Genomic DNA, 20,540 nt, shown 5'->3' with positions numbered 1-20,540 from the left:
GTGCCCGCGTTCGCCACCGCGCTGGAAGCGGGTCTGCCGGACCTGCTGGCGGGCATCGAGGAGCTGGTGCTGGCCGAGTCGCCCAGCAAGGACCGGGCCGCCGTCACGGCCTGCGCCCGGGTCGTCGCCGCACTCGGCACCCGGCTGACGGGTGCCGCGCCGGAGTGGCTCGACACGCCGGGGAGTCCCGCCCTGCGCTGGCGCTTCGGCTCCGGTGACCGGGTGCTGCTGCTGGGCCACTTCGACACGGTCTGGCCGGTGGGCTCCCTGGCCGGGCACCCCTTCGCGGTGACCGGGGGCCGGCTGACGGGGCCCGGCTGTTTCGACATGAAGGCCGGGGTGGTGCAGCTGTTCCACGCGCTGTCCGTGCTCGACGACCGGGACGGCGTATCGGTGCTGCTCACCGGCGACGAGGAGATCGGCGCCCCGGACTCGCGCACCCTCATCGAGGCCGAGGCCCGCCGCACACGCGCGGTGCTGGTCCTGGAGGCGAGCGAGGGCGGGGCGCTGAAGACGGCGCGCAAGGGGGTGTCCGGCTACGAACTGCGGATCGCCGGGCGCGCGGCGCACGCCGGTCTCGAACCCGAGCGGGGCGTCAATACGACCACCGAGCTGGCGCACCAGGTGCTCGCGGTGTCGGCGCTCGCCGATCCGGCGACCGGCACCACGGTGACCCCGACCGTGGCCTCCTCCGGCACCACCGGCAACACGGTGCCCGACGCGGCCCGGCTGCTGGTCGACGTACGGGTGGAGAGCCTCGGCGAACAGGCCCGGGTGGACCGTGCGATGGGCGCGCTGGCGCCGGTGCTCACGGGCGCCTCGCTGCGGGTGTCTGGCGGTCCGAACCGGCCGCCGCTGCCGGCGAGCGCGTCACAGGAGCTGTTCGCCCGTGCCCGGAGCCTCTACGCCGACCTGGGCTTCGGGGCCCTGCGCGGTGTGGCGGTCGGCGGCGGCTCCGACGGCAATCTGACGGCCGGAGTGGGTACGCCCACGCTGGACGGGCTGGGGGCGGTGGGCGGTGGGGCGCACGCCGACGACGAGCATGTGACCGTCGCCGAACTGCCCCGTCGCGCGGCGCTGGTGGCGTCGCTGGTGACCTCGCTCGTACGTGAGCCGGTGGCCGGGACGGACCGGGTGGAAGCGTGAACAGTACGCACGTCGTGGCCGCGGCGGCCGCCGCGGAACGAGCGGCGCACGACGCGGGGGTGAGCGTCGCGGAGCTGCACGATCCGGACGAGATCCTGGCGGCCTGCGGGCTGCTGGACCGGATCTGGCGTCCCCAGCCCGGCAACCCGCTGATCACCCCGGAACTGCTGCGCGTCTTCGCCCACTCCGGCAGCTATGTGGTGGGAGTCCACCGGGACGGCGAGATGACCGGGGTCTGCCTGGGGTTCCTGGCCACCGCCGGGCTGCACTCGCACATCGCCGGGGTGGACGGCAGCGCCCGGGGCCGCAATGTCGGGTTCGCCGTCAAACTGCACCAGCGGGCCTGGGCACTGGCCCGTGACATCACGACGGTGACCTGGACGTTCGACCCGCTGGTCAGCCGCAACGCCTACTTCAACCTGGCGAAGCTGGGGGCGGTGCCGAGCGAGTATCTGGCCGACTTCTACGGCACGATGCACGACGCGGTGAACGCCGGTACCGAGACGGACCGGCTGCTGGTCCGCTGGGAGCTGACCGGCGGATCCGCCGTCAGGGCCGCCGCGGGCACCCCCCTCGTCGTCACGTACGACACCCCGGGTGCCCGCACCGTGGTCGGACTGGACGCCAAGCCCGACGGCCGTCCCGCCGTCGGGCGCCTGGACGGCGACACCGTACTGGTGCGGATCCCGGCGGACATCGAGACGCTGCGCCGCACCGACCCGCCCCTGGCCCGCGAGTGGCGGTACGCGCTGCGCGAGGTCCTCGGTGGGCTGATGGAGCAGGGACACGCCGTCACCGGATTCACCCGGGACGGCTGGTATGTGATCGACAAGCGTCAGGAGAGAACGGCATGAAGCTCGTCGGTGTGGAACTGCGCCGGATCGCGATGCCCCTGGTGGCACCGTTCCGGACCTCGTTCGCCACCCTGACCTCCCGGGAGATCCTGCTGGTCAGGGTCGAGACCGAGCACCACGAGGGGTACGGGGAGTGCGTCACCATGGCCGACCCGCTGTACTCCTCGGAGTACACGGCGGCGGCGGTGGACGTCCTGCGCAGCCATCTGGTGCCCGCGCTCGGCGCACTGCCCGCCCTCGATCCATGGGCGGTCGCCCCGGCGCTGGCCGCTTTCAAGGGCCACCGGATGGCCAAGGCGGCACTGGAGACGGCCGTGCTCGACGCCTGGCTGCGCGCCCACGAGCTGTCGATGGGCCAGTGGCTGGGGGCGACGGCCGAGCGGGTGCCGGCCGGGGTGTCGGTCGGCATCATGGACTCCGTCCCCGCCCTGCTCGACGCGGTCGACGGCTATCTGGCCGAGGGATACCGGCGGATCAAGCTGAAGATCCAGCCCGGCTGGGACGTGGCACCCGTGCGGGCCGTCCGCGAGCGCTTCGGCGACGATGTGGCGCTCCAGGTGGACGCCAACACCGCCTACACCCTCGCGGACGCCGGGCAGCTGGCCCGGCTGGACCCGTACGGTCTGCTGCTGATCGAACAGCCGCTGGACGAGGAGGACATCCGGGGCCACGCCGCACTGGCGCGGCGGGTGCGGACCCCGATCTGTCTGGACGAGTCCATCGTCTCCGCCCGGTCGGCGGCGGACGCGATCGCGATGGGTGCCTGTTCGGTCGTCAACATCAAACCGGGCCGGGTGGGCGGCTATCTGGAGGCGCGGCGGATCCACGACGTGTGCGCCGCGCACGGCGTCCCGGTCTGGTGCGGCGGCATGCTGGAGACCGGGCTGGGCAGGGCCGCCAACGTCGCCCTCGCCGCGCTGCCCGGGTTCACCCTGCCCGGCGACACCTCGGCCTCCGACCGGTACTACCGCACCGACATCACCGAGCCGTTCGTCCTCGATGACGGCCACCTCGATGTGCCCCGGGGGCCGGGGCTCGGGCTCTCCCCCATCCCCGGCCGACTGGCCGAGGTCACCGAATCGACGGAATGGATCAGCCGATGACCACGATCCGCCCGGGTACGACAGGAATACCGACCGCCACCGCCGAGGCAAGGATCCGGGCGGCGTTCGACGAAGCCGGGGTCGAGGGATTCTTCCTCGCCCGCGAGATCGACGGGGACCGCACGATCGGCGTCTCGGCGGACGAACCGGTCGTTCTCGCCTCGGTGTTCAAGATCCCGGTCGCCCTCGCCTACGCCCGTGAGGCCGCCGCCGGGCGGCTGGAGCGGACCGAGCGTCTCGCGGTGGACGCACGGTACCGGGACGGTGGAATCGGCACGTCCGGCTGCGCCGACCCGATCGAGATGAGTCTGCGCGACCTCGTCCACCTGATGCTGACGATGAGCGACAACGCCGCCACCGATGTGGTGCTGGCCCGGGTCGGTCTCGACACGGTCAATGGCCTGCTCCGTGAACTCGGCCTGGAGCACACCCATCTGATCGGCGGCTGTCTCGAACTGATCAGCTCACTCCTCGCGGACCTCGGTGCGTCCACCGAGGCCGAGGCGCACACGAAGCTGGCGGCGCTGGGGCCGGAGCGGATCATGGAGCTCTCGGTGTGCGTGCCGGAGCTCACCACCCGCTCCACGGCCCGGGAGACCGCCGAACTGCTCGCCCGTATCTGGCGTGACGAGGCCGGTTCCGCGGTCGCCTGTGCCGAGGTACGGGCCGTGATGGCCCAGCAGATCTGGCCGCACCGGCTCGGCTCCGGGTTCGACGACAGCTACCGCCTGGCCGCGAAGACCGGGACGCTGCCGGGCTGGCGCAATGAGGCCGGGGTGATCGAACATCCGGGCGGCGGGCGCTGGGCGGTGGCCGTCTTCACCCGGTCCGACACCCCCGACCTGCGCAATCCCCGGGCGGACCGGGTGATCGGGCAGGTGGCGCGACTGGCCGTGGACGAACTCCGATCCCTTAGTTTGTGACGATGACGGAGCAACCGCGGGCCGTACTCGGCCGGATACTCACGGATCTGGGAACGACGCTGATCGAGGTGGTGGCCGGGGAGGCGGATCCGGCCCGTGCCGTGACCGGGGTGCTGATCCAGGACCCGTTGGACGAGCCGGCCCGGCTGCCGGGTGCGGTGGTGCTCGGCGTCGGGGTGTACGGCGCCGAGCAGGTCGCCGCCCTCCTCGACCGTGCCGCCGGTCTCGGCGCGGCGGCCGTGGTGGTCCGGTCGCCGGTCCCGGTGGAGGGGCCGGTGTCCGAGGCGGCCTCGCGCACCGGCCTCACCGTGCTGGGCCTGACCCCGGGCGCGTCCTGGGCGCAGGTGGCGGCGCTGCTGCGGTCGCTGCTCGCCGTCGACGAATTGGGCACGGTGGGCGGTCCCGACGAGGCCGACGGCGGTGAGCCGCTGGCCGGGGATCTGTTCGCCCTGGCCAACGCGACGGCCGGGCTCCTGGACGGCCCGGTCACCGTGGAGGACCGCAACGGGCGGGTGCTGGCCTTCTCCAGTCGGCAGGACGAGGGCGACGAAGCCAGGATCGCGACCGTCCTGGACCGTCAGGTGCCCGCGGAGAAGCTGCGGGCGCTGGAGGAGCGCGGCGCCTTCCACGCCCTGTACCGCAACGAGGGTCCGGTCTTCGTGGAGGGCATCTCCGCCAAGCCCCGGGTCGCGATCGCCGTCCGGGCGGGCGGTGAGATCCTCGGTTCGATCTGGGTCGTCGTCGACGGCCCGCTGAGCGAGGACCGTACGCAGTCCCTGCACGAGGCCGCGAAGGTGGCGGCCCTGCATCTGCTGCGGCAGCGGACGGGCGAGGACGTCGAGCGCCGGCTGCGCGCGGATCTGCTCGCCACCGTGCTGGAGGGCGGCCCGCACGCGCCCCAGGCCGCCATCCGGCTGGGTCTTTCGGTGCAGCCCGCCTGCGTCCTGGCCCTGGCGGTCACCGGAGAGGCGTCCGCGCCCGACCGGGCGGCGGCGGGCGAGCGCGTCGCGGAGGCCCTCGCCCTGCATCTGTCGGCGATCCACCCCCGTACGGCGGCGGCCTCGCTCGGCGGTGTCAGTTACGCGGTTCTGCCGACGAGTTCGGACGAGCAGGCGCTGCGGGTGGCCGAGGCGTTCCTGGGCCGCATCGGCGGTCGGGTCCCGGCCGTCATAGGCGTCGGCAGGCTCGCCGCGCGCCCGGCCGAGCTGCGGCGTTCCCGCGCGGACGCGGACCGGGCGCTGCGGGTGCTCTGCTCCGGGCGCTCGGCACGCCGGGCGGCCCGGCTCTCGGACGTCTACGCCGCCTCGCTGCTGGAGGAGCTGACGGACCGGATCGCCGCCGAGGACGATCTTCCCGACGGTCCGGTGGTCCGGCTGCGCGCCTACGACGCGCAGCACCACACCGCCCTCACCGAGACGCTGGACGCCTGGCTGAGCACGTTCGGTGATGTGATCGCCGCCGCGGCCACCGTCCATATCCACCCCAATACCTTCCGGTACCGGCTCAAGCGGCTGGCCGTGGTGGCGGGCATCGACCTCGGCGACCCGGAGGCCCGGTTCGAGGCCATGCTCCAGTTGCGGCTGCGGCCACCTGGTCCATGATCCCCGGTACGTCCACCGGGCCCGTTCCGGCCGCCGCTGTGGCGGGCTCATTGCAGGGCGTGCACCGCCGCCCCGAACAGCGCCGGTGCGCGCTGGGCCGCGGTGACGATCAGACGGCCTCCGCAGGGGTACCGGGCCGCCCTCAGCAGGGCTTCGGTGAGCAGCCGGTGACGTCTCGTCAGCCCGGCCCAGTGCCGGGGGTAGTCCTGGGGGCGGCCGGCGGCCAGGCAGCCGATCGCCGCAGTGGCCGTCGCCATGGCCAGGGCGATGCCCTCTCCCGTCAGCGCGTCGATGTAGCCCGCCGCGTCGCCGACCAGCAGGACGCGTCCGGCCCGCCGGCTCCGGGCTCCCTGCCGCAGGGGTCCGGCGCCGCGTACGGGGGTGGCGTCCAGGCCGTCGAGTACGGCGGCGAGCGCGGGGAAGGCGGTCAGGTGCTGCGCGTAGGGGCGGCGGTCGCGGCTGAGTACGGCCACGCCCACGAGGTGCTCCCCGACGGGTGTCACATAGGCCTCGCCCTGCCGGGACCAGTGGACTTCGACGAAGTCCGTCCAGGGGGCGATCCGGTAGTGGCGGCGCAGCCCGTAGCGGCGCGGCGCCGCGGCGGGGCGGTCGAGGCCCAGCTCGCGGCGGAGCGGGGAGTGCAGACCGTCGGCGGCGATGAGCCAGCGGGCGGTGAGTCCCATCGCGCCGACGCTGTCGTGGTGCTGGCGGATCCCGGTCACCTTGCCCGGCACGATCCGGACGCCGAGTTCCACGGCCCGCTGGTGCAGCGCGGTGTGCAGTTCGGTCCGCCGTACGCCGAGCCCCCGGCCGTCGCGGAACGCCGCCTGGGCGCTGCGGCCGCCTTCGAGGTAGCGGATTCCGTGCAGTTCGCGGCCGGAGGGCCGCACTCCCAGTGCCCGCAGGGCCGCGACCCCGCTCGGCATGATCCCCTCGCCGCACGCCTTGTCGACGGGGGTGGTGCGGGGTTCGACCACGACGGTGTCCATCCCCGCGCGGGCCGCCGCGATCGCCGCGGCCAGGCCTGCCGGGCCGCCGCCCGCCACCAGGACGTCGATCACACCCGCACGTCCGCTTCCGGCATACGTGCCAGTGCCCCGTCCTCGCACCGGATCCGCACGGCCATCAGGGCGGCGTTGAGCAGGGTGAACACGGCGGCGGTCACCCAGGCGCCATGGACCAGGGGCAGCGCCAGTCCTTCGGCGGCGACCGCGACGTAGTTGGGGTGGCGCAGCCACCGGTAAGGCCCGCCGGTCACCAGGGGCAGGCCCGGAACCACGATGACGCGGGTGTTCCACTGGTGTCCGAGCGTGCGGACGCACCACCAGCGCAGCGTCTGCGCGGCGACGACCACGGCCACCATGGTCCAGCCGAGCAGCGGCAGGAACGGGCGTCCGCTCAGCGCGACTTCGGCCAGGCAGCCCGCCAGCAGGCCCGTGTGCAGGGCGACCATCGCCGGGTAGTGCCCCCGGCCGGCCTCCGTGCCGCCGCGGGCCAGGCTCCAGCGGGTGTGGCGCAGGGCCACGGCGAGTTCGGCGAGGCGTTCGGCCGCGACGGCCAGCACCAGCGCGGTGTACCAGATCATGTGTCCCCCGTCCTACCAGCGCAGCAGCACCAGTTCGCAGCAGAATCCGGGTCCCATGGCCATCAGCAGACCGGGCGTTCCCGGTTCGGGCCGCCGCTCCGCCAGCGTGTCCCGAAGGACGTGCAGGACCGAGGACGAGGACAGATTGCCCACGTCGGCCAGTGAGCGCCGGGTGACATCGAGGGCGTTCTCGGGCAGTGCGAGGGCGTCGGAGACGGCTTCGAGCACTTTGGGACCGCCCGGATGGCACACCCAGTGGGCGATGTCCTTCGGTTTGAGGCCGTGTTCCGCCAGGAATCCGGTCACGTCGTCGGCGAGATACCGGCGGACCACGTCGGGGACGGCCGGGTCGAGCACCACTTTGAAGCCGGTGCTCCGGATGTCCCAGCCCATGATGTTCTCGGTGTCCGGGTACATCCGGCTCCGGGTGGCGACCACCTCGGGGCCGGCGGTGCGGGGCCGGCGGTCTCCGGTGACGACCACGGCGGCCGCGCCGTCGCCGAACAGCGCGGTCGCCACCAGGTTGGCGGGGGTCATGTCATCGCGCTGGAAGGTGAGGGAGCAGAGCTCGACCGAGAGCAGCACGGCGACGTGGTCGGGCGAGCCGAGCAGATAGTCGTGCAGCCGGGCCACCCCGGCCGCTCCGGCGACGCATCCCAGGCCGAAGACCGGCAGCCTCTTGACGTCCGGCCGCAGGCCGAGGCGGCCCACGAGCCGGGCGTCGACGGACGGCGCGGCCACTCCGGTGATGGAGGTGAACATGAGCAGATCCACATCGGTGGCCCGCAGTCCGGCGGCGCGCAGTGCGCCGCGTACCGCCTCGGCGCCGAGGTCGACCGCAGCGCCGATGAACACGTCGTTGGCCCCGCCGAAGCCGTCGAGTGCGTCATAGCGTTCCAGCGGCAGGACCGTGTGGCGGTTGCGGACCTGCGCGTTCTCGTGGAGCCGGTCCAGTACGCGGCGGTCGGCGCCCGGCGGCAGGCAGGTGCGCGCCACCATGTCGGTGACCTCCCGCTGGGCGTGGCGGTGCGGTGGCAGGGCCCCGTGGACAGCTGCGATCCGGCTCATCCCGACTCCTGCTTAGGCGGCGTCATGGCCCCATCCTGCCCCCAGAAGGGGATGAATCGCCGCAAACGACCCGTGCGGCTGTCGTGTTGGCCCGGCCCCGGGTCCGTACGATCAGCCGATGGACAACCCGGATGAACCGGCCATGACCGTGGCGGTCACCCCACCGTTCCACCGCGCCGCGGGGCTGGCCATGGCCTGCCATCCCGGGCCGGTGGTCGCGGTGACGTCGCTGGCTGCCGCGCTGGCCGTCGCCGCCGGTTCGAACGCGGCCCGTTGCCTCCTGATCGGCGCGGCCGTGCTGAGCGGTCAGCTCTCGGTCGGCTGGTGCAACGACGCCTACGACGCGCGGCGCGACGCCGAGGCCGGCCGCCGGGGAAAGCCGGTGGCCCTCGGGGCGGTGCGCCCCGGCGAGGTGTGGGCGGCGGCGTTCACGGCCCTCGCCCTGTGCGTACCGCTGTCGCTGGCCTGCGGCCCGCTCGCGGGTGCGGTGCATCTGGCCGCGGTCGCCGCGGCGTGGCTGTACAACCTGCGCCTCAAGGCGACCGCCCTGTCGTGGCTCCCGTATGCGGCCGGATTCGGCGCACTGCCCGCCGTGGTGACCCTGAGCCTCCCGGGCCGTCCCTGGCCCGCGTGGTGGGCGGTGAGCGCCGGTGCGCTGCTCGGGTTCGCGGCCCATCTGGGAGACACACTCCCGGACATCGCCGACGACGAGCGGGCCGGTATCCGCGGTCTGCCGCACCGCCTCGGTGCCACGGGCACCCGGCTGCTGCTGCCGCTCCCCCCGGCGGCGGCGACGGCGGTGCTGGTGCTGGGCCCCGCGGGACCACCGGACCGGTGGGGCGCGGCCACGCTCGCGCTGGTCCTCCCGACGGCGTTCGCCGGGCTCGTCCTGGGCCGGTTCTGGCGCAAGGCGGCTCTGGCGGGGACGGTGGCCGTGGCGGCGGTGGATCTGTCCCTGCTCCTGGTGCGGGGCAGCAGCTTCACCTGACCCCGTACCAGGAGCGGGGGATCTTCTCCCGCCGACGGCGGGGCCCCGGCCGCGGTCCCGTATTCTCCGGTCGCGGCACTATGAACTGATAGGTCCTCCCGCTACCCTCCGCGCATGATTTCCACGGTTGTCTGGGGAACTGGCAACGTCGGCCGCGCGGCGATCCGCGCCGTCGAAACCCATCCGGCCCTCGCACTCACCGCCGTCATCGTCCACGACCCCGGCAAAGTGGGCCGGGACGCCGGTGACCTCGGCGGGACCGGCCGCCGCCTGGGGGTCGCCGCGACCGACGACGCCGCCGGTGTGCTGGCCGCCGGTCCGCGGGCGGTGGTGTACGCGGCGTCGGGCGACATCCGCCCCGACGAGGCCCTCGACGACATCTGCCGGGCGATCCGGGCCGGTGCCGTGGTCGTCACCCCCGCGCTGTACGCGCTCTACGACCAGCTCAACGCCCCGGCGGAGCTGCGGGAGCCGGTACTGGCCGCCATCGCGGACGGCGGCGGCTCACTGTTCGTCTCCGGAGTCGATCCCGGCTGGGGCAACGATGTGCTGCCCCTGCTGATCAGCGGCCTCGGCACCACCGTGGACGTGATCCGCTGCCAGGAGATCTTCGACTACTCCACGTACGACCAGGAGGACTCGGTCCGCGACCTGATCGGCATGGGCCGGCCGATGGACTTCGAGCCGCTGATGCTCGCCCCGACGGTCCCCACGATGGTGTGGGGCGGGCAGATACGGCTGATGGCCAGGGCGCTCGGCGTCGAACTGGACGGGATGCGCGAGACGTTGGAGCGGTGCCCGCTGGAGACCGCGGTGACCACCAGGACGATGGGCGGGTTCGAGGCCGGTACGCAGGGTGCGGTGCGGTTCGAGGTGCAGGGCATCGTCGAGGGCGAGCCCCGCATCGTCATCGAGCACATCACCCGTATCCACCCCTCCTGCGCACCGCACTGGCCGAGCCCGCCCGACGGCGACGGCGCGCACCGGGTGGTCATCGAGGGCCGCCCGCGCATCGAGGTCACCGTCGCGGCCACCGACGAGGGCGAGAACCGGTCGGCGGGCGGGAACGCCACCGCGGTCGGCCGCCTCGTGAGCGCCGTCGACTGGCTCGTGGCGGCGGAACCCGGACTGTACGACGCACTCGACGTCCCGCTGCGCCCCGCAGTCGGCAGACTCGGAAGGAGACCACGATGAACATCGACATCCCCGAAGGCAAGGACGCCCTCGCGTACGTATGGGGCGAGATGGTCCCCGGCATCGGCATCGCCGCCGCGAATTTCTCCCTGTCGGTGTACGCCCACACGACCCTGGGACTGCGCGAGTTCGAGGCCGCCCGGCTGCGGATCGCGCAGATCAACGGGTGCGCGTTCTGCCTGGACTGGCGCACCGAACGGGACGGGGAGACGGTCGAGGACACGTTCGCCGACGCGGTGACCCAGTGGCGTACCGCCGATGTCTTCGATGTGCGGACCCGGCTCGCCGCCGAGTACGCCGAGCGGTACGCCCTGGACCACCACGGCCTCGACGAGGAGTTCTGGACCCGGATGAGCGCGGCCTACAGTCAGCTGGAGATCGTGGAGCTGAGCATGAGCATCGGCTCCTGGCTGGCGTTCGGCCGGCTCAACCATGTGCTGGGCCTCGACACGGTGTGTGCGCTGCCCAGCCACGCGGTCACAGATCAGTAGCGATGATCTTCTCGATGTTCCGTTCGGCGAGGGCCGTGATGGTGACGAACGGGTTGACGCTGGTGTTGCCGGGGATCAGCGAGCCGTCGATGACGTAGAGCCCCGCGTAGCCGTGCAGACGGCCGTAGTTGTCGGTGGCCCTGTCCAGCACCGCGCCGCCGAGCGGGTGGTACGTGAGGTGATCGCCCCAGATCTTGTAGACGCCGAACAGATCCGTCCGGTAGATCGTCCCCTCCTTTTTGTTGATCTTGTCGAAGATGGTTCTGGCGGCATCGATGGACGGCTGCTTCCAGGCGGCCTGCCAGTTCAGGTCGACCTTGCCCGTCGCGGCGTTCCAGGCGAACTCGGCACGGTGGGGGTTCCTGGTGATCGACAGATAGAACGAGGCGTACGTCTCGATGCCGGTGGGCAGCGGTGCGACCTCGGCGAACGCTCCCCCGGCGGCCCAGTTGTCGATGCCGCCGGTGGGTATGGCCGACTGGACCTTGCCCGTCGAGTCCCACATGTGGTTGGCACGGCCGCACATGACGTTGCCGTTGTCGCCCCAGCCCTTGCCGATCTCGCCGTTCAGCCGGGGCAGCGCTCCGGTGGCCTTCAGCGCGACCAGCAGTTTGCTGGTGCCGACGCTGCCCGCGGCGAAGAACACCTTGTCCGCGGTGACGGACTTGGTCTCGGCGGTGTTGCCCGAGGTGTCGATCCGGTCGATGAGGACGGTGTATCCGCCGGTGGCGGCGGGGGCGACCGAGGTGACCTTGTGCAGCGGCGAGATGGTGACCCTGCCGGTGGCCCTGATCCGGTCGAGGTAGGTCTTCTGCAGCGACTTCTTGCCGTAGTTGTTCCCGTAGAGGATCTCGCCGTCCAGCGCCGACTTGGGGACGCTCCCGGCCGCCTCCTGCTTCATGTAGTCCCAGTCGTACACGGCGGGGACGAAGACGAACGGGAACCCGGACCGCTCCGCGTGCTTGCGGCCGACCCGGGCGTACCGGTAGCACTCGGCGGTGTCGAACCAGGCCGGGTCGATGGTGCCGACCCCGAGCCCTGCGTTGGCGCGCGGGTAGTACGTGCCGTACATCTCGTCGGCGTTCACCGACGGAAGGATGGCGCCGAAGTTCTCCCGTCTGGGCGTGACCGCCATACCCCCGTTGACCAGCGAACCGCCACCGACACCGCGGCCCTGGTAGACCGTGATGCCGGCGAACTCCTCGGCGTCCAGGATCCCGGTGTGGCGCGGGACGTTCCTGTCGATCGGGAAGCCGAGGAAGTTGCTGAGCGGCTGCTTCGTCCTGGTGCGCAGCCAGTAGGAACGGTAGTCCGGGCTGGTCGTGTTGGCGAAGATCCTGCCGTCCGGGCCCGGGGTGTCCCAGGCCATCCCCATCTCGATCATGTGCACATCGACGCCCGCTTCGGCGAGGCGCAGGGCGGCGACGGAGCCGCCGTACCCGGTGCCGATCACCAGGACCGGCACATGGGCGCCGGGATCGATCGGAGCGGACACGGCCGCGTTCGCCGCCCGCGCCGGGGCCGAGTGGCCCGTAAGGGCCACGGCTCCAAGAAGAGAACCTGTTCCCGTGATGAAACGACGGCGCGATACCCTCTTGGATCCCGCATTCTGCATGGTAGCGTCACTCATGTGACTTCCCTCACTCTCGACAGAGTGCAACAGGTTCTACTGTCGATCGCGTGGTAAGTCACTACATACCTGTAGGTAACTTGTACTGGATGCCCGGCATGATCCGGAATCGCCGATGGGCGGTGAAGGGGCCGAAAGCCCCTTCACCGCCCATCGGTTCTTCTCGCCGCCGGCACTGCCAGGTATCAGTAGGCCCCGAACACGTTGTCGATCGAGCCGTACTTGTCGGCGGCGTAGTTGCACGCGGCGGTGATGTTGGCGACCGGGTCGAGGCTGTCCATCGACGTACCGGGCACGTGGTACGCCTGGAAGGTCGGGTCGATGACCTGGAGGAGCCCCTTGGACGGGGTCCCGGCGACGGCGTTCGAGTCCCAGTTGTTGACGACCTGCGGGTTGCCCGACGACTCGCGCATGATGTTGCGGTGGATGCCGTCGTAGCTGCCGGGGATGCCGTGCTCGGCCATGACGGCCAGCGACTCCTTGATCCAGCCGTCGAGGTCGTCCGTGTACGTCGCGGGCTGCTCGGCGGGGACGGTGGCGGTGTCGGCGACGGCAGTGGCCTCGGCGACGCCGTTCGCGGTCCCGGTGGTGTCGTCCGCCGGGGTCGTGGCGGCGGTACCGGTGGCACCGTTCGCGGCCTGCGGCGCGGCCGTCCGCTCGGAGCGGTCGGCGCGGTCGCCGCCCGCGGCCCGGTCCGACGACGCGTCGGAGGACTTGGAGCCGGTTACGGACGTGGCACCGACCGACAGCTTCAGGCCGGGGTGAATCAGGTCGGGGTTGCCGCCGACGGCCTCCCGGTTGTCCTCGTACAGCTTCTGCCAGCCGCCACCGAGGGAATACGCACGGGCGATCTTGGAAAGGGAATCACCCGCGATCACGGAATGAGTCGTCACGGCGCCCTTACCGACGGCGATTTCCTTGGCGGATACGGCAGTAGGCGCCTTTTCGGCGGTGACGGATTGCGCGGGCGCAGCCGAGGCGACGGTCGCACCGGCCAGCGGAAGCACGAGAGCGGCTCCGCCCGCACCCATGGCGATGATGCCGCGGGTCAGCGAAGTGGCCTTGAAACGACGGTGCTTACCCATTGAGGGCATGGTGAATTCCTCTCCGTCGCCTACGAGGTGAGCTGTCGGGTTCAGGCTGGAGTTGCCTGGCCGCACGCGAATGCGACTTCACCCCGAGCCGATCCGGATACCGGATCGGCGGCTTACCTGGGTCCCCCGCTCCTGCCGTACGTAAGTAGGTCTGATTGCCGGACGGCGGCAGGATTAGGCGTTCCATCCGGATTGACGGTGACCGTAGGCGAGAAAGGCCGGCCAGAACAAGCCCCGAATTCTTGATCGCAATTCTTCCGCAAGATCAATTCATGGAAATTCCTGTCGGCAATCCCACAACGCGAAGTCAAATTTCCCGTCACAGAAGGGAACCGGGCGACGTGTCACACCGTCAGGGGTCCAGAACGTGACGCTCGCCACTGAGTCCGAAAAGGCCGTTTTGCTCCACGCCCCGAAGATCAGATATCGCCCCCATGGCTTCCGTGAGCGAAAAACCCGATTCCGGAAAATCCCCCATATTGCAGAATTCGGGCATCTTGGGGCGGATCGATGGGCTTCACGGGACCCCGGCCCGAGGTCCGGCCGGGGCAGGGCTTAACGTGTGCGGTGGAGACTGGTAAGCCAAGCCTTACTTGCGCAGCTTGCCGCCCCCCTGCCCGCGTCGCCCGCCCTAAGGAACAACACGCCATGACACGCCCCGTCCGCGTCGCCATCGTCGGAGCCGGTCCCGCCGGGATCTACGCAGCGGACGCGCTGCTCAAATCCGAAGCCGCACAGGACCCGGGCGTATCGATCGACCTGTTCGAGCGCATGCCCGCCCCCTTCGGTCTGATCCGCTACGGCGTGGCCCCGGACCACCCGCGGATCAAGGGCATCGTCAAGGCGCTCCACCAGGTGCTGGACAAGCCGCAGCTGCGACTGTTCGGCAACGTCGACTACCCCCATGACATCGGGCTGGACGAGCTGCGGTCCTTCTACGACGCGGTGATCTTCTCCACCGGCGCCGACGCCGACCGCGCGCTCGGCCTCCCCGGGATCGAGCTGGACGGCTCCTACGGCGCGGCCGACTTCGTCTCCTGGTACGACGGGCACCCCGAGGTGCCCCGCAGCTGGCCGCTGACGGCGGAGAAGGTCGCCGTACTGGGCGTCGGGAACGTGGCCCTGGACGTGGCGCGCATACTCGCCAAGACGGCCGACGAGCTGCTGCCGACGGAGATCCCGGCCAACGTGTACGAGGGCCTCAAGGCCAACAAGGCACTCGAAGTGCATGTCTTCGGCCGCCGCGGTCCGGCCCAGGCCAAGTTCAGCCCGATGGAACTGCGGGAGCTGGACCACTCGCCCAACATCGAGGTCATCGTCAACCCCGAGGACATCGACTACGACGCGGGGTCCATCGAGACCCGGCGGGGCAACAAGCAGGCCAACATGGTCGCCTCCACACTGGAGAACTGGGCGATCCGCGACGTCGGCGACCGGCCGCACAAGCTCTTCCTGCACTTCTTCGAGTCGCCCGTCGAGGTCCTGGGCGAGGACGGCCGCGTAGCGGGTCTGCGGACCGAGCGGACCGAGCTGGACGGCACGGGCAACGTCCGGGGCACCGGCGAGTTCACCGACTGGGACGTGCAGAGCGTCTACCGCGCGGTCGGCTACTACTCGCAGGAGCTCCCGAAGCTCCCCTTCGACGTGTCCTCCGGCACCGTCCCGCACGCCGCCGGTCGCGTCATCGCCGGTGAGGAGCCGATGACGTCCGTGTACGTCACCGGCTGGATCAAGCGTGGACCGATCGGCCTGATCGGGCACACCAAGGGTGACGCCAACGAGACGGTCGCCTGCCTGCTGGAGGACCGCGCCGAGGGCCGGCTGCCCGCCCCCGCACAGCCGGAGCCGGACGCCGTCGTCGCCTTCCTCGACGAACGAGGTGTCCGCTACACCACCCGTGAGGGCTGGCACCGCCTGGACGCGCACGAGCAGGCACTGGGCGCGGCCGAGGGCCGCGAGCGGATCAAGGTCGTGGACCGCTCCGCCATGCTGGACGCGTCGGGTGCTCCCGCCGCGTCGGGGGCTTCCGGTGCCTCCGGACCGGCGGACGCTCCCGCCGGTTCCTGACGGGCCGGATCCGCACCCCTGGACGGCGGCTCAGTCCGCCGCCGTCCAGCGGGAGGCGAGCAGCAGCGCGATGTCGTCGGGGCGGTCGTCGGCCTGCCCCGCCTCCTCGATCACCCGGTCCGCGATGTCGCCGAGCGATGCCGAGCCGAGCGCGGCGATGCCGCTCCGCAGCCGCTCGATGCCCTCGTCGATGTCGGTCCCCGCGCGCTCGATGAGCCCGTCGGTGAACAGGGCCAGCATCGCCCCGGGGTCGAGCCGGAATTCCGTGACCGGGTAGACCGCCTCGCTGTCGATGCCCAGGACGACACCACCGGCCAGGTCCAGGACCTCCGTCGCGCCGTCGGGATGGCGCAGCACGGGCTGCGGATGCCCCGCCCGCACCGCCTGGACGACACCGGTGGCAGGGTCGAGGACGACGTAGCAGCAGCTGGCGAACTGGCCGGGGTCGAGATCGATGAGCAGCCTGTTGGTACCGCTCATCACCTCCTGCGGATCACGTGCGCCGAGGGCGAAGGCGCGTACGGCGCTGCGCAGTTGACCCATGGTCGCGGCGGCTGCCACACCGTGTCCCTGAACGTCGCCGATGACCAGGGCGAGACCGCGGCCGGTCTCGATGACGTCGTACCAGTCGCCGCCGACGTCCATGCCCTGCGTGCCGGAGAGGTACCGGGCGGCCGTGTCGACGCCTTCGATCCCGGGCAGCCGGTGCGGCAGCAGGGCGTCCTGCAGACCCCGGGCCAGCGCCGCCTCGCTGTCGTAGCGCTGGGCCCGCTTGAGTGCCTGCGCGATGAGCCCCGCCAGGGCGGTGAGGACGGTGCGCTCCTCCGGGCTGAAGCCGCGCGGCCGGTCGAAGCCGAGGATGCAGGAGCCGACCAGCCGCCCGGAGGCGATCAGCGGCAGGAAGGCCCGTGCTCCGACGTCGGCGTCCATGGGGATGCCGGGATAGGCCTCCCCCAGACGCTCCATGGACTCGAAGAAGATGGGGCGGCCCGAGGTGAGGGTCTCCACGCCGGGAATGCGGGCGTCGAGAGCGACCCCGTCGAATCGGTTGAGGAAGCCTTCCGGGAAGCCGGTCTCCCAGGCCAGATAGAGGTGGCGTTCGCTCAGCAGGTAGATCGCCAGCTGCCTGCCGCCGAAGGCGGGCAGCAGTTCCTCGGTGACGACGGCGGACACCTGGCGGGCGGTGACGGCCTCCGTCAGCGCGATGGCGAGGGCGACCGGCCGGTACAGGGCGGCGGAACGGTCGGCCGGGGAGCCCAGGCCGGCGCCCGGCACGACGACGGACCCGGGGGCGTAGGCCGGCTGTTCCGTGGCGCTGAGCACCACCGTCACCCCGTCGTGGCCGGGGTACATGGAGACGGAGAGCCATTCCTTCGGGGCGCGGCGGGCCAGGAAGTGAACGGCTTCGTCGGAGAGCAGCGCGGCCCGGTGGTGGTCCTCGTAGGCGGGGTGCCCGAACCACGGCAGGGTCTCCCACAGGACGCGCCCGACCAGCTCCGCCCGGCTGCGGCCGAGGAGGTCCTCGGCCAGGTGGTTGGCGTAGGTGATCCGGCCGAGCCGGTCGAGCGAGAAGATGCCGCGGGGCATCCGGTCGGCCGCCTCCGCGACGACCGGCCCGGCGCCGAGGTCCACCACGGAGCCGCTCAGGTGGCTCGCGGCTCCGTCGCCGGTCGGGTGGACCCAGCGTCCCGAGAGTTCCAGCAGGTGCGAGCGGCCGTCGGGTCCCCGCAGCCGCATCCTGCGGACGACGGAGGCGTCCGGCTCGGCGGCTTGTCGGGCGAGTGCCCACAGCCCGTACACGTCCTCCGGCACCAGCCGCGCCGCGAGGGCGTCGACGGTGCCCGGAAAAGCGGCGGGCGTCGTGCCGAGGATCGCGCACATCTCCTCGTCGGCGGTGACGGCGCCGCTTTCGAGTTCCCAGTCGAAGCGGCCGATCCGCAGCGGCGGCGCGATGGCCGCGGGCAGCTGGACGGGCAGCGGCTCGCCGTCCCACAGGCACGAGGTGCCGCCGGATCCGAGTCCCGCGAGGTCCTGGCCGAGCCGCCGGGCGATGCGCTGGAGCCGCCCGACCTCGGCGGGTGCCACCGGCTCCCCGGGCGTGGCGGCGCGCATCACGAACAGGACGCCCGCTCTGTCCCGGCCGGCCCCGACCGGGACGTACAGCGACCCGAAGGGGAACGGCAGCCCCGCCATCAGCTGCGGGAAGCGGCGCATCGCCTCCTCCGCGTCGGCCAGGAGCACCGCTCTGCCCGTGCGGTAGGACTCGGACACCGGGAGGGGCCGCTTCACCTGCATACGCCACCAGGGGCGGAACAGCGGACCGGGCAGCCCCGCGAGTACCGCCAGCCGCAGCAGTCCGGGCGTCGACGAACGCAGATACACACCGCCCGCGTATCCCCCGGCGGACTCGATCGCGCTCACGGCGGCCTGGGCGAGCACCAGGGAAAGCTCGTCCGGTACTCGGCCAGTGCTCGCTTCCCCGGCCACCTCCCCGCTCTCGTCGAGCGGGGTGTGCCGGGTCGTGCCGTGCCGGGTCACACAGCCAGCATGCTCCCCCTCCGCCATGCCGCGCACCTTCGCGGGCCGCGACCCGGGCGGCTCGCGAAGAGTGCCGGGCGGCTCGCTCCGGGTGCCGTACGACGGCTCAGTGGAGCTTGGCGACGGCGGTGCGGGTGCTCTTCCTGAAGCCCTCCAGCGGTGCTCCGTCGAGATCGCCCAGCTGGCCCCATTCCACGACGGTCACCGTCCGGCCGTCACGGCCGACCGAGTAGAGGCCGATGTCGGTCGAGCCGCCCTCGGGGTAGGACGTGTCGACGCTGTAGATGTGCGCGCCGTCCTCGACGTTCACCCGGCCGTGGTAGAAAGCCTCGCCCTGAAGCCCCGGGTCCTCCTCCTTGAGCCGGTCCAGGCAGCTTTCGAGCGCGGCACGGAGCTCGGCGGCCAGTGCCGTCGCCCGCGCGGTGGTGGCCGCGACCGTGGTGGTCTGGCGCGCACCGGTGTCCAGCTCCGTCCGGAAGTCACGATGGCTGGTGGACGCCGCCGGCGCGATACCGGCGGTGCATACGGAGCCGGAGTCGGGCAGTCCCCGGCGCACCGGACCAGCGGTCCATGGGCTGAGGGAGGCGGGCAGCTGCGAGGCAGAGAGGAACTTCGGCGCCGCGGGAGCGGCGGGGGCCGCGTGCGAGGCGGGTGCGGCGGAGGCCGGTGAGGGTGCGGTGAGGGTCATGCCCGCGGCTACGGCGGCCATGACGGCGGCACGGATCCTGTTCACGGAAGTACTCCCCGTTTCGGTGGCTGAGCGGAACAGGCACCAGCCTCGGCGGCCGTCGGGGCGGTGCCAAGCACGACACGAACCCGTGGAACGGCGGAACCATCCCACCCCCGGTGACGTGGGGTCCTTTCAGTGGGGTGGAACGCCCTCCTGGGACGGCCGGGGGAGGTCGAGGGGGTTGGCAGCAGCCAAAGAGAGCGCGAGCGATGCCTTCGCGGCGCGGCTGCGCGCCCTGCGGGAAGGGTCCGGCCGCACCTATGCCTCTCTCGCGCGGCGGGTGGACATCAGCGCCTCGACACTGCACCGGTACTGCGTGGGACGGACGGTGCCGATCGAGTTCGCGCCGGTGGAGCGGCTGGCCCGCTTCTGCGGGTGCGGGGGCGAGGACCTCGCGGCGCTGCACCGCCTGTGGATCATGGCGGACGCCGAACGGAACCGGCGCCGGGTCCCGGTGACGAGCCTGCCGGCCGCCCCGCTCACGGCCGGGGGCGGCACGGAGGGCGACGGAGGCGGGAAGGGGCGGGAGCCTGTCGTACGTGCCCCGGCGCGGCGGCGCGGTCCGTATGCCGCCGCTGCCCTGCTCGCGACGCTCATCACGCTGACCCTGATCGTCGCGTTCGGCGGAACGCCGTTCTCCGGGGCGGACGGACCGGGAGCCGCCGTGGAGCGGTCCAAGGGCCGTGTCTCCGGAGCGGAACGGCCACGACGGGCCGTCGTCCCCTCCCCTGCCGCCCCCTCCCCCGATGTCACGCCCTCCCGTTCCGGCGACGCGGCGGCCGGGGCGGTGGACCGCCCGCGGCAGCCGCGGGCGACGGTGGCCGAGGACGGCGTCGGCGCCGCCGGGGAACCGGACGGCGACGCGATGCCGTTCTCGTGGACCACCGACGATCACATCTGGAAGAACGGGTGCGATCACGCCTATCTCCTCGGCGGGGACACCGCGAAGGTGCCCCCGCCGCCGGTGGAGGCGGACGCGGAGTCCTGGGCACGGTCCCTCGGTGCCGTGCACGCGTCCGACACCGGCGTGCGGATCACGCTGCAGGGCAAGGGTGAGCGGGCGGTGGTCCTCGAATCGCTGCGGATCCGGGTGACCGCCCGGCGGGAGCCGCCGAAGCGGGACGTCTACCGCATGAATCACGGGTGCGGCGGCGCGCTCACTCCCCGCCTGTTCGATGTCGACCTGGACCTGCCGCGGCCGGTCGCACGGTCCGTCGCGGGCAATGACTCCGGTGAGCCCCTTGCGGCGGTCGCGTTCCCGTACAGCGTCTCCGCGACGGACCCGGAGGTCTTCCTGGTCACCGGCCGCACGGCCGGCTGTGACTGCGACTGGTACGGGGAGCTGCGGTGGAGCGCCGGCGGGCGGTCCGGGACCGTACGCGTCGACGACAACGGCAGCCCGTTCCGCACCAGCGGTGCCCGGGGGCGTCCGGTGTACGACTACGACTCCCACGCCGGCCGCTGGGTGCACGCCGAGCCGGAACCGCCCCTTCGTTAGCGCGCAGCGGGCCGCGGCTCCCGTCGCGCC

General features: G+C 72.1%; 17 protein-coding genes and 1 riboswitch. Of the genes, 10 read left to right on the top strand and 7 right to left on the bottom strand.

What is annotated here, in order from left to right; all coding sequences use genetic code 11:
- Genes A6A29_RS19360 through A6A29_RS19340 form a run of 5 tightly spaced genes read left to right on the top strand, consistent with a single transcriptional unit; the run spans nt 1 to nt 5,627 of the window.
- Nucleotides 1-1,146, top strand: a complete 1,146-nt coding sequence (locus tag A6A29_RS19360; RefSeq protein WP_241838547.1) for a M20 family metallopeptidase — start codon at nt 1-3, stop codon at nt 1,144-1,146.
- Nucleotides 1,143-2,000, top strand: coding sequence for a GNAT family N-acetyltransferase (locus A6A29_RS19355; protein ID WP_073721384.1), 858 nt, complete (start codon nt 1,143-1,145; stop codon nt 1,998-2,000). The genes A6A29_RS19360 and A6A29_RS19355 overlap by 4 nt, the downstream gene beginning before the upstream one ends.
- Nucleotides 1,997-3,103, top strand: a complete 1,107-nt coding sequence (gene menC, locus A6A29_RS19350) for an o-succinylbenzoate synthase (RefSeq protein ID WP_073721383.1) — start codon at nt 1,997-1,999, stop codon at nt 3,101-3,103. The genes A6A29_RS19355 and menC overlap by 4 nt, the downstream gene beginning before the upstream one ends.
- A complete protein-coding gene (locus A6A29_RS19345) occupies nt 3,100-4,026 on the top strand; it encodes a serine hydrolase (protein WP_073721382.1) in 927 nt (308 codons plus the stop codon). Before menC ends, A6A29_RS19345 begins: the two co-directional genes overlap by 4 nt.
- Before the next feature lie 2 nt (nt 4,027-4,028).
- A complete protein-coding gene (locus A6A29_RS19340) occupies nt 4,029-5,627 on the top strand; it encodes a PucR family transcriptional regulator (RefSeq protein WP_073721381.1) in 1,599 nt (532 codons plus the stop codon).
- A 47-nt stretch (nt 5,628-5,674) separates the two neighbouring features.
- Here A6A29_RS19340 and A6A29_RS19335 read toward each other — a convergent pair whose 3' ends face one another.
- The 3 genes from A6A29_RS19335 to A6A29_RS19325 are packed head-to-tail and all read right to left on the bottom strand — an operon-like array spanning nt 5,675 to nt 8,280.
- The gene (locus A6A29_RS19335) at nt 5,675-6,688 is read right to left on the bottom strand and encodes an NAD(P)/FAD-dependent oxidoreductase (RefSeq protein WP_073721380.1); all 1,014 of its coding nucleotides are present in this window, start codon (nt 6,686-6,688) and stop codon (nt 5,675-5,677) included.
- Nucleotides 6,685-7,212 carry an isoprenylcysteine carboxyl methyltransferase family protein gene (locus A6A29_RS19330; protein WP_073721379.1) on the bottom strand — a complete coding sequence of 176 codons (528 nt, stop codon included), beginning with the start codon at nt 7,210-7,212 and terminating at the stop codon, nt 6,685-6,687. The genes A6A29_RS19335 and A6A29_RS19330 overlap by 4 nt, the downstream gene beginning before the upstream one ends.
- A gap of 12 nt (nt 7,213-7,224) precedes the next feature.
- On the bottom strand, nt 7,225-8,280 hold the full coding sequence (locus A6A29_RS19325; RefSeq protein ID WP_073721378.1) for a type III polyketide synthase: 1,056 nt from the start codon (nt 8,278-8,280) through the stop codon (nt 7,225-7,227).
- Between the two features lie 118 nt (nt 8,281-8,398).
- Between A6A29_RS19325 and A6A29_RS19320 the strand changes: the two genes are divergently transcribed.
- The 3 genes from A6A29_RS19320 to A6A29_RS19310 all read left to right on the top strand — a co-directional run bounded on the left by A6A29_RS19320 (nt 8,399) and on the right by A6A29_RS19310 (nt 10,953).
- A complete protein-coding gene (locus tag A6A29_RS19320) occupies nt 8,399-9,268 on the top strand; it encodes a UbiA family prenyltransferase (RefSeq protein WP_073721377.1) in 870 nt (289 codons plus the stop codon).
- A gap of 114 nt (nt 9,269-9,382) precedes the next feature.
- Nucleotides 9,383-10,462: an NAD(P)H-dependent amine dehydrogenase family protein gene (locus A6A29_RS19315; RefSeq protein WP_073721376.1), complete on the top strand. Its 1,080-nt coding sequence runs from the start codon at nt 9,383-9,385 to the stop codon at nt 10,460-10,462.
- Nucleotides 10,459-10,953, top strand: coding sequence for a carboxymuconolactone decarboxylase family protein (locus tag A6A29_RS19310; protein ID WP_073721375.1), 495 nt, complete (start codon nt 10,459-10,461; stop codon nt 10,951-10,953). Before A6A29_RS19315 ends, A6A29_RS19310 begins: the two co-directional genes overlap by 4 nt.
- Here A6A29_RS19310 and A6A29_RS19305 read toward each other — a convergent pair.
- Nucleotides 10,940-12,568, bottom strand: a complete 1,629-nt coding sequence (locus tag A6A29_RS19305; RefSeq protein ID WP_385729475.1) for a GMC oxidoreductase — start codon at nt 12,566-12,568, stop codon at nt 10,940-10,942. The genes A6A29_RS19310 and A6A29_RS19305 overlap by 14 nt on opposite strands.
- A gap of 200 nt (nt 12,569-12,768) precedes the next feature.
- A complete protein-coding gene (locus A6A29_RS19300) occupies nt 12,769-13,677 on the bottom strand; it encodes a transglycosylase SLT domain-containing protein (RefSeq protein WP_073721373.1) in 909 nt (302 codons plus the stop codon).
- A 2-nt stretch (nt 13,678-13,679) separates the two neighbouring features.
- Nucleotides 13,680-13,839, bottom strand: a riboswitch (cyclic di-AMP (ydaO/yuaA leader).
- 486 nt (nt 13,840-14,325) lie between these two features.
- On the opposite strand from A6A29_RS19300, the gene A6A29_RS19295 reads away from it, so the two are divergent.
- Entirely contained in the window at nt 14,326-15,744 is a 1,419-nt protein-coding gene (locus A6A29_RS19295) for an FAD-dependent oxidoreductase (RefSeq protein WP_073721372.1), read from the top strand.
- Between the two features lie 30 nt (nt 15,745-15,774).
- On the opposite strand, the gene A6A29_RS19290 is transcribed toward A6A29_RS19295, so the two are convergent.
- Both A6A29_RS19290 and A6A29_RS19285 read right to left on the bottom strand, forming a co-directional pair.
- Nucleotides 15,775-18,309: a SpoIIE family protein phosphatase gene (locus tag A6A29_RS19290; protein ID WP_079182862.1), complete on the bottom strand. Its 2,535-nt coding sequence runs from the start codon at nt 18,307-18,309 to the stop codon at nt 15,775-15,777.
- A gap of 79 nt (nt 18,310-18,388) precedes the next feature.
- Nucleotides 18,389-18,991: a hypothetical protein gene (locus tag A6A29_RS19285; protein ID WP_079182861.1), complete on the bottom strand. Its 603-nt coding sequence runs from the start codon at nt 18,989-18,991 to the stop codon at nt 18,389-18,391.
- Between the two features lie 202 nt (nt 18,992-19,193).
- Between A6A29_RS19285 and A6A29_RS19280 the strand changes: the two genes are divergently transcribed.
- Complete coding sequence (locus A6A29_RS19280; protein WP_073721370.1) at nt 19,194-20,510, top strand: helix-turn-helix domain-containing protein; 1,317 nt, start codon at nt 19,194-19,196, stop codon at nt 20,508-20,510.
- Nucleotides 20,511-20,540 lie beyond the last annotated feature (30 nt).

Origin of the sequence: Streptomyces sp. TSRI0281 (genome assembly GCF_001905125.1) — a bacterium.
Taxonomy (GTDB): domain Bacteria; phylum Actinomycetota; class Actinomycetes; order Streptomycetales; family Streptomycetaceae; genus Streptomyces.
This window is presented reverse-complemented; position numbering and strand designations above follow the sequence as displayed.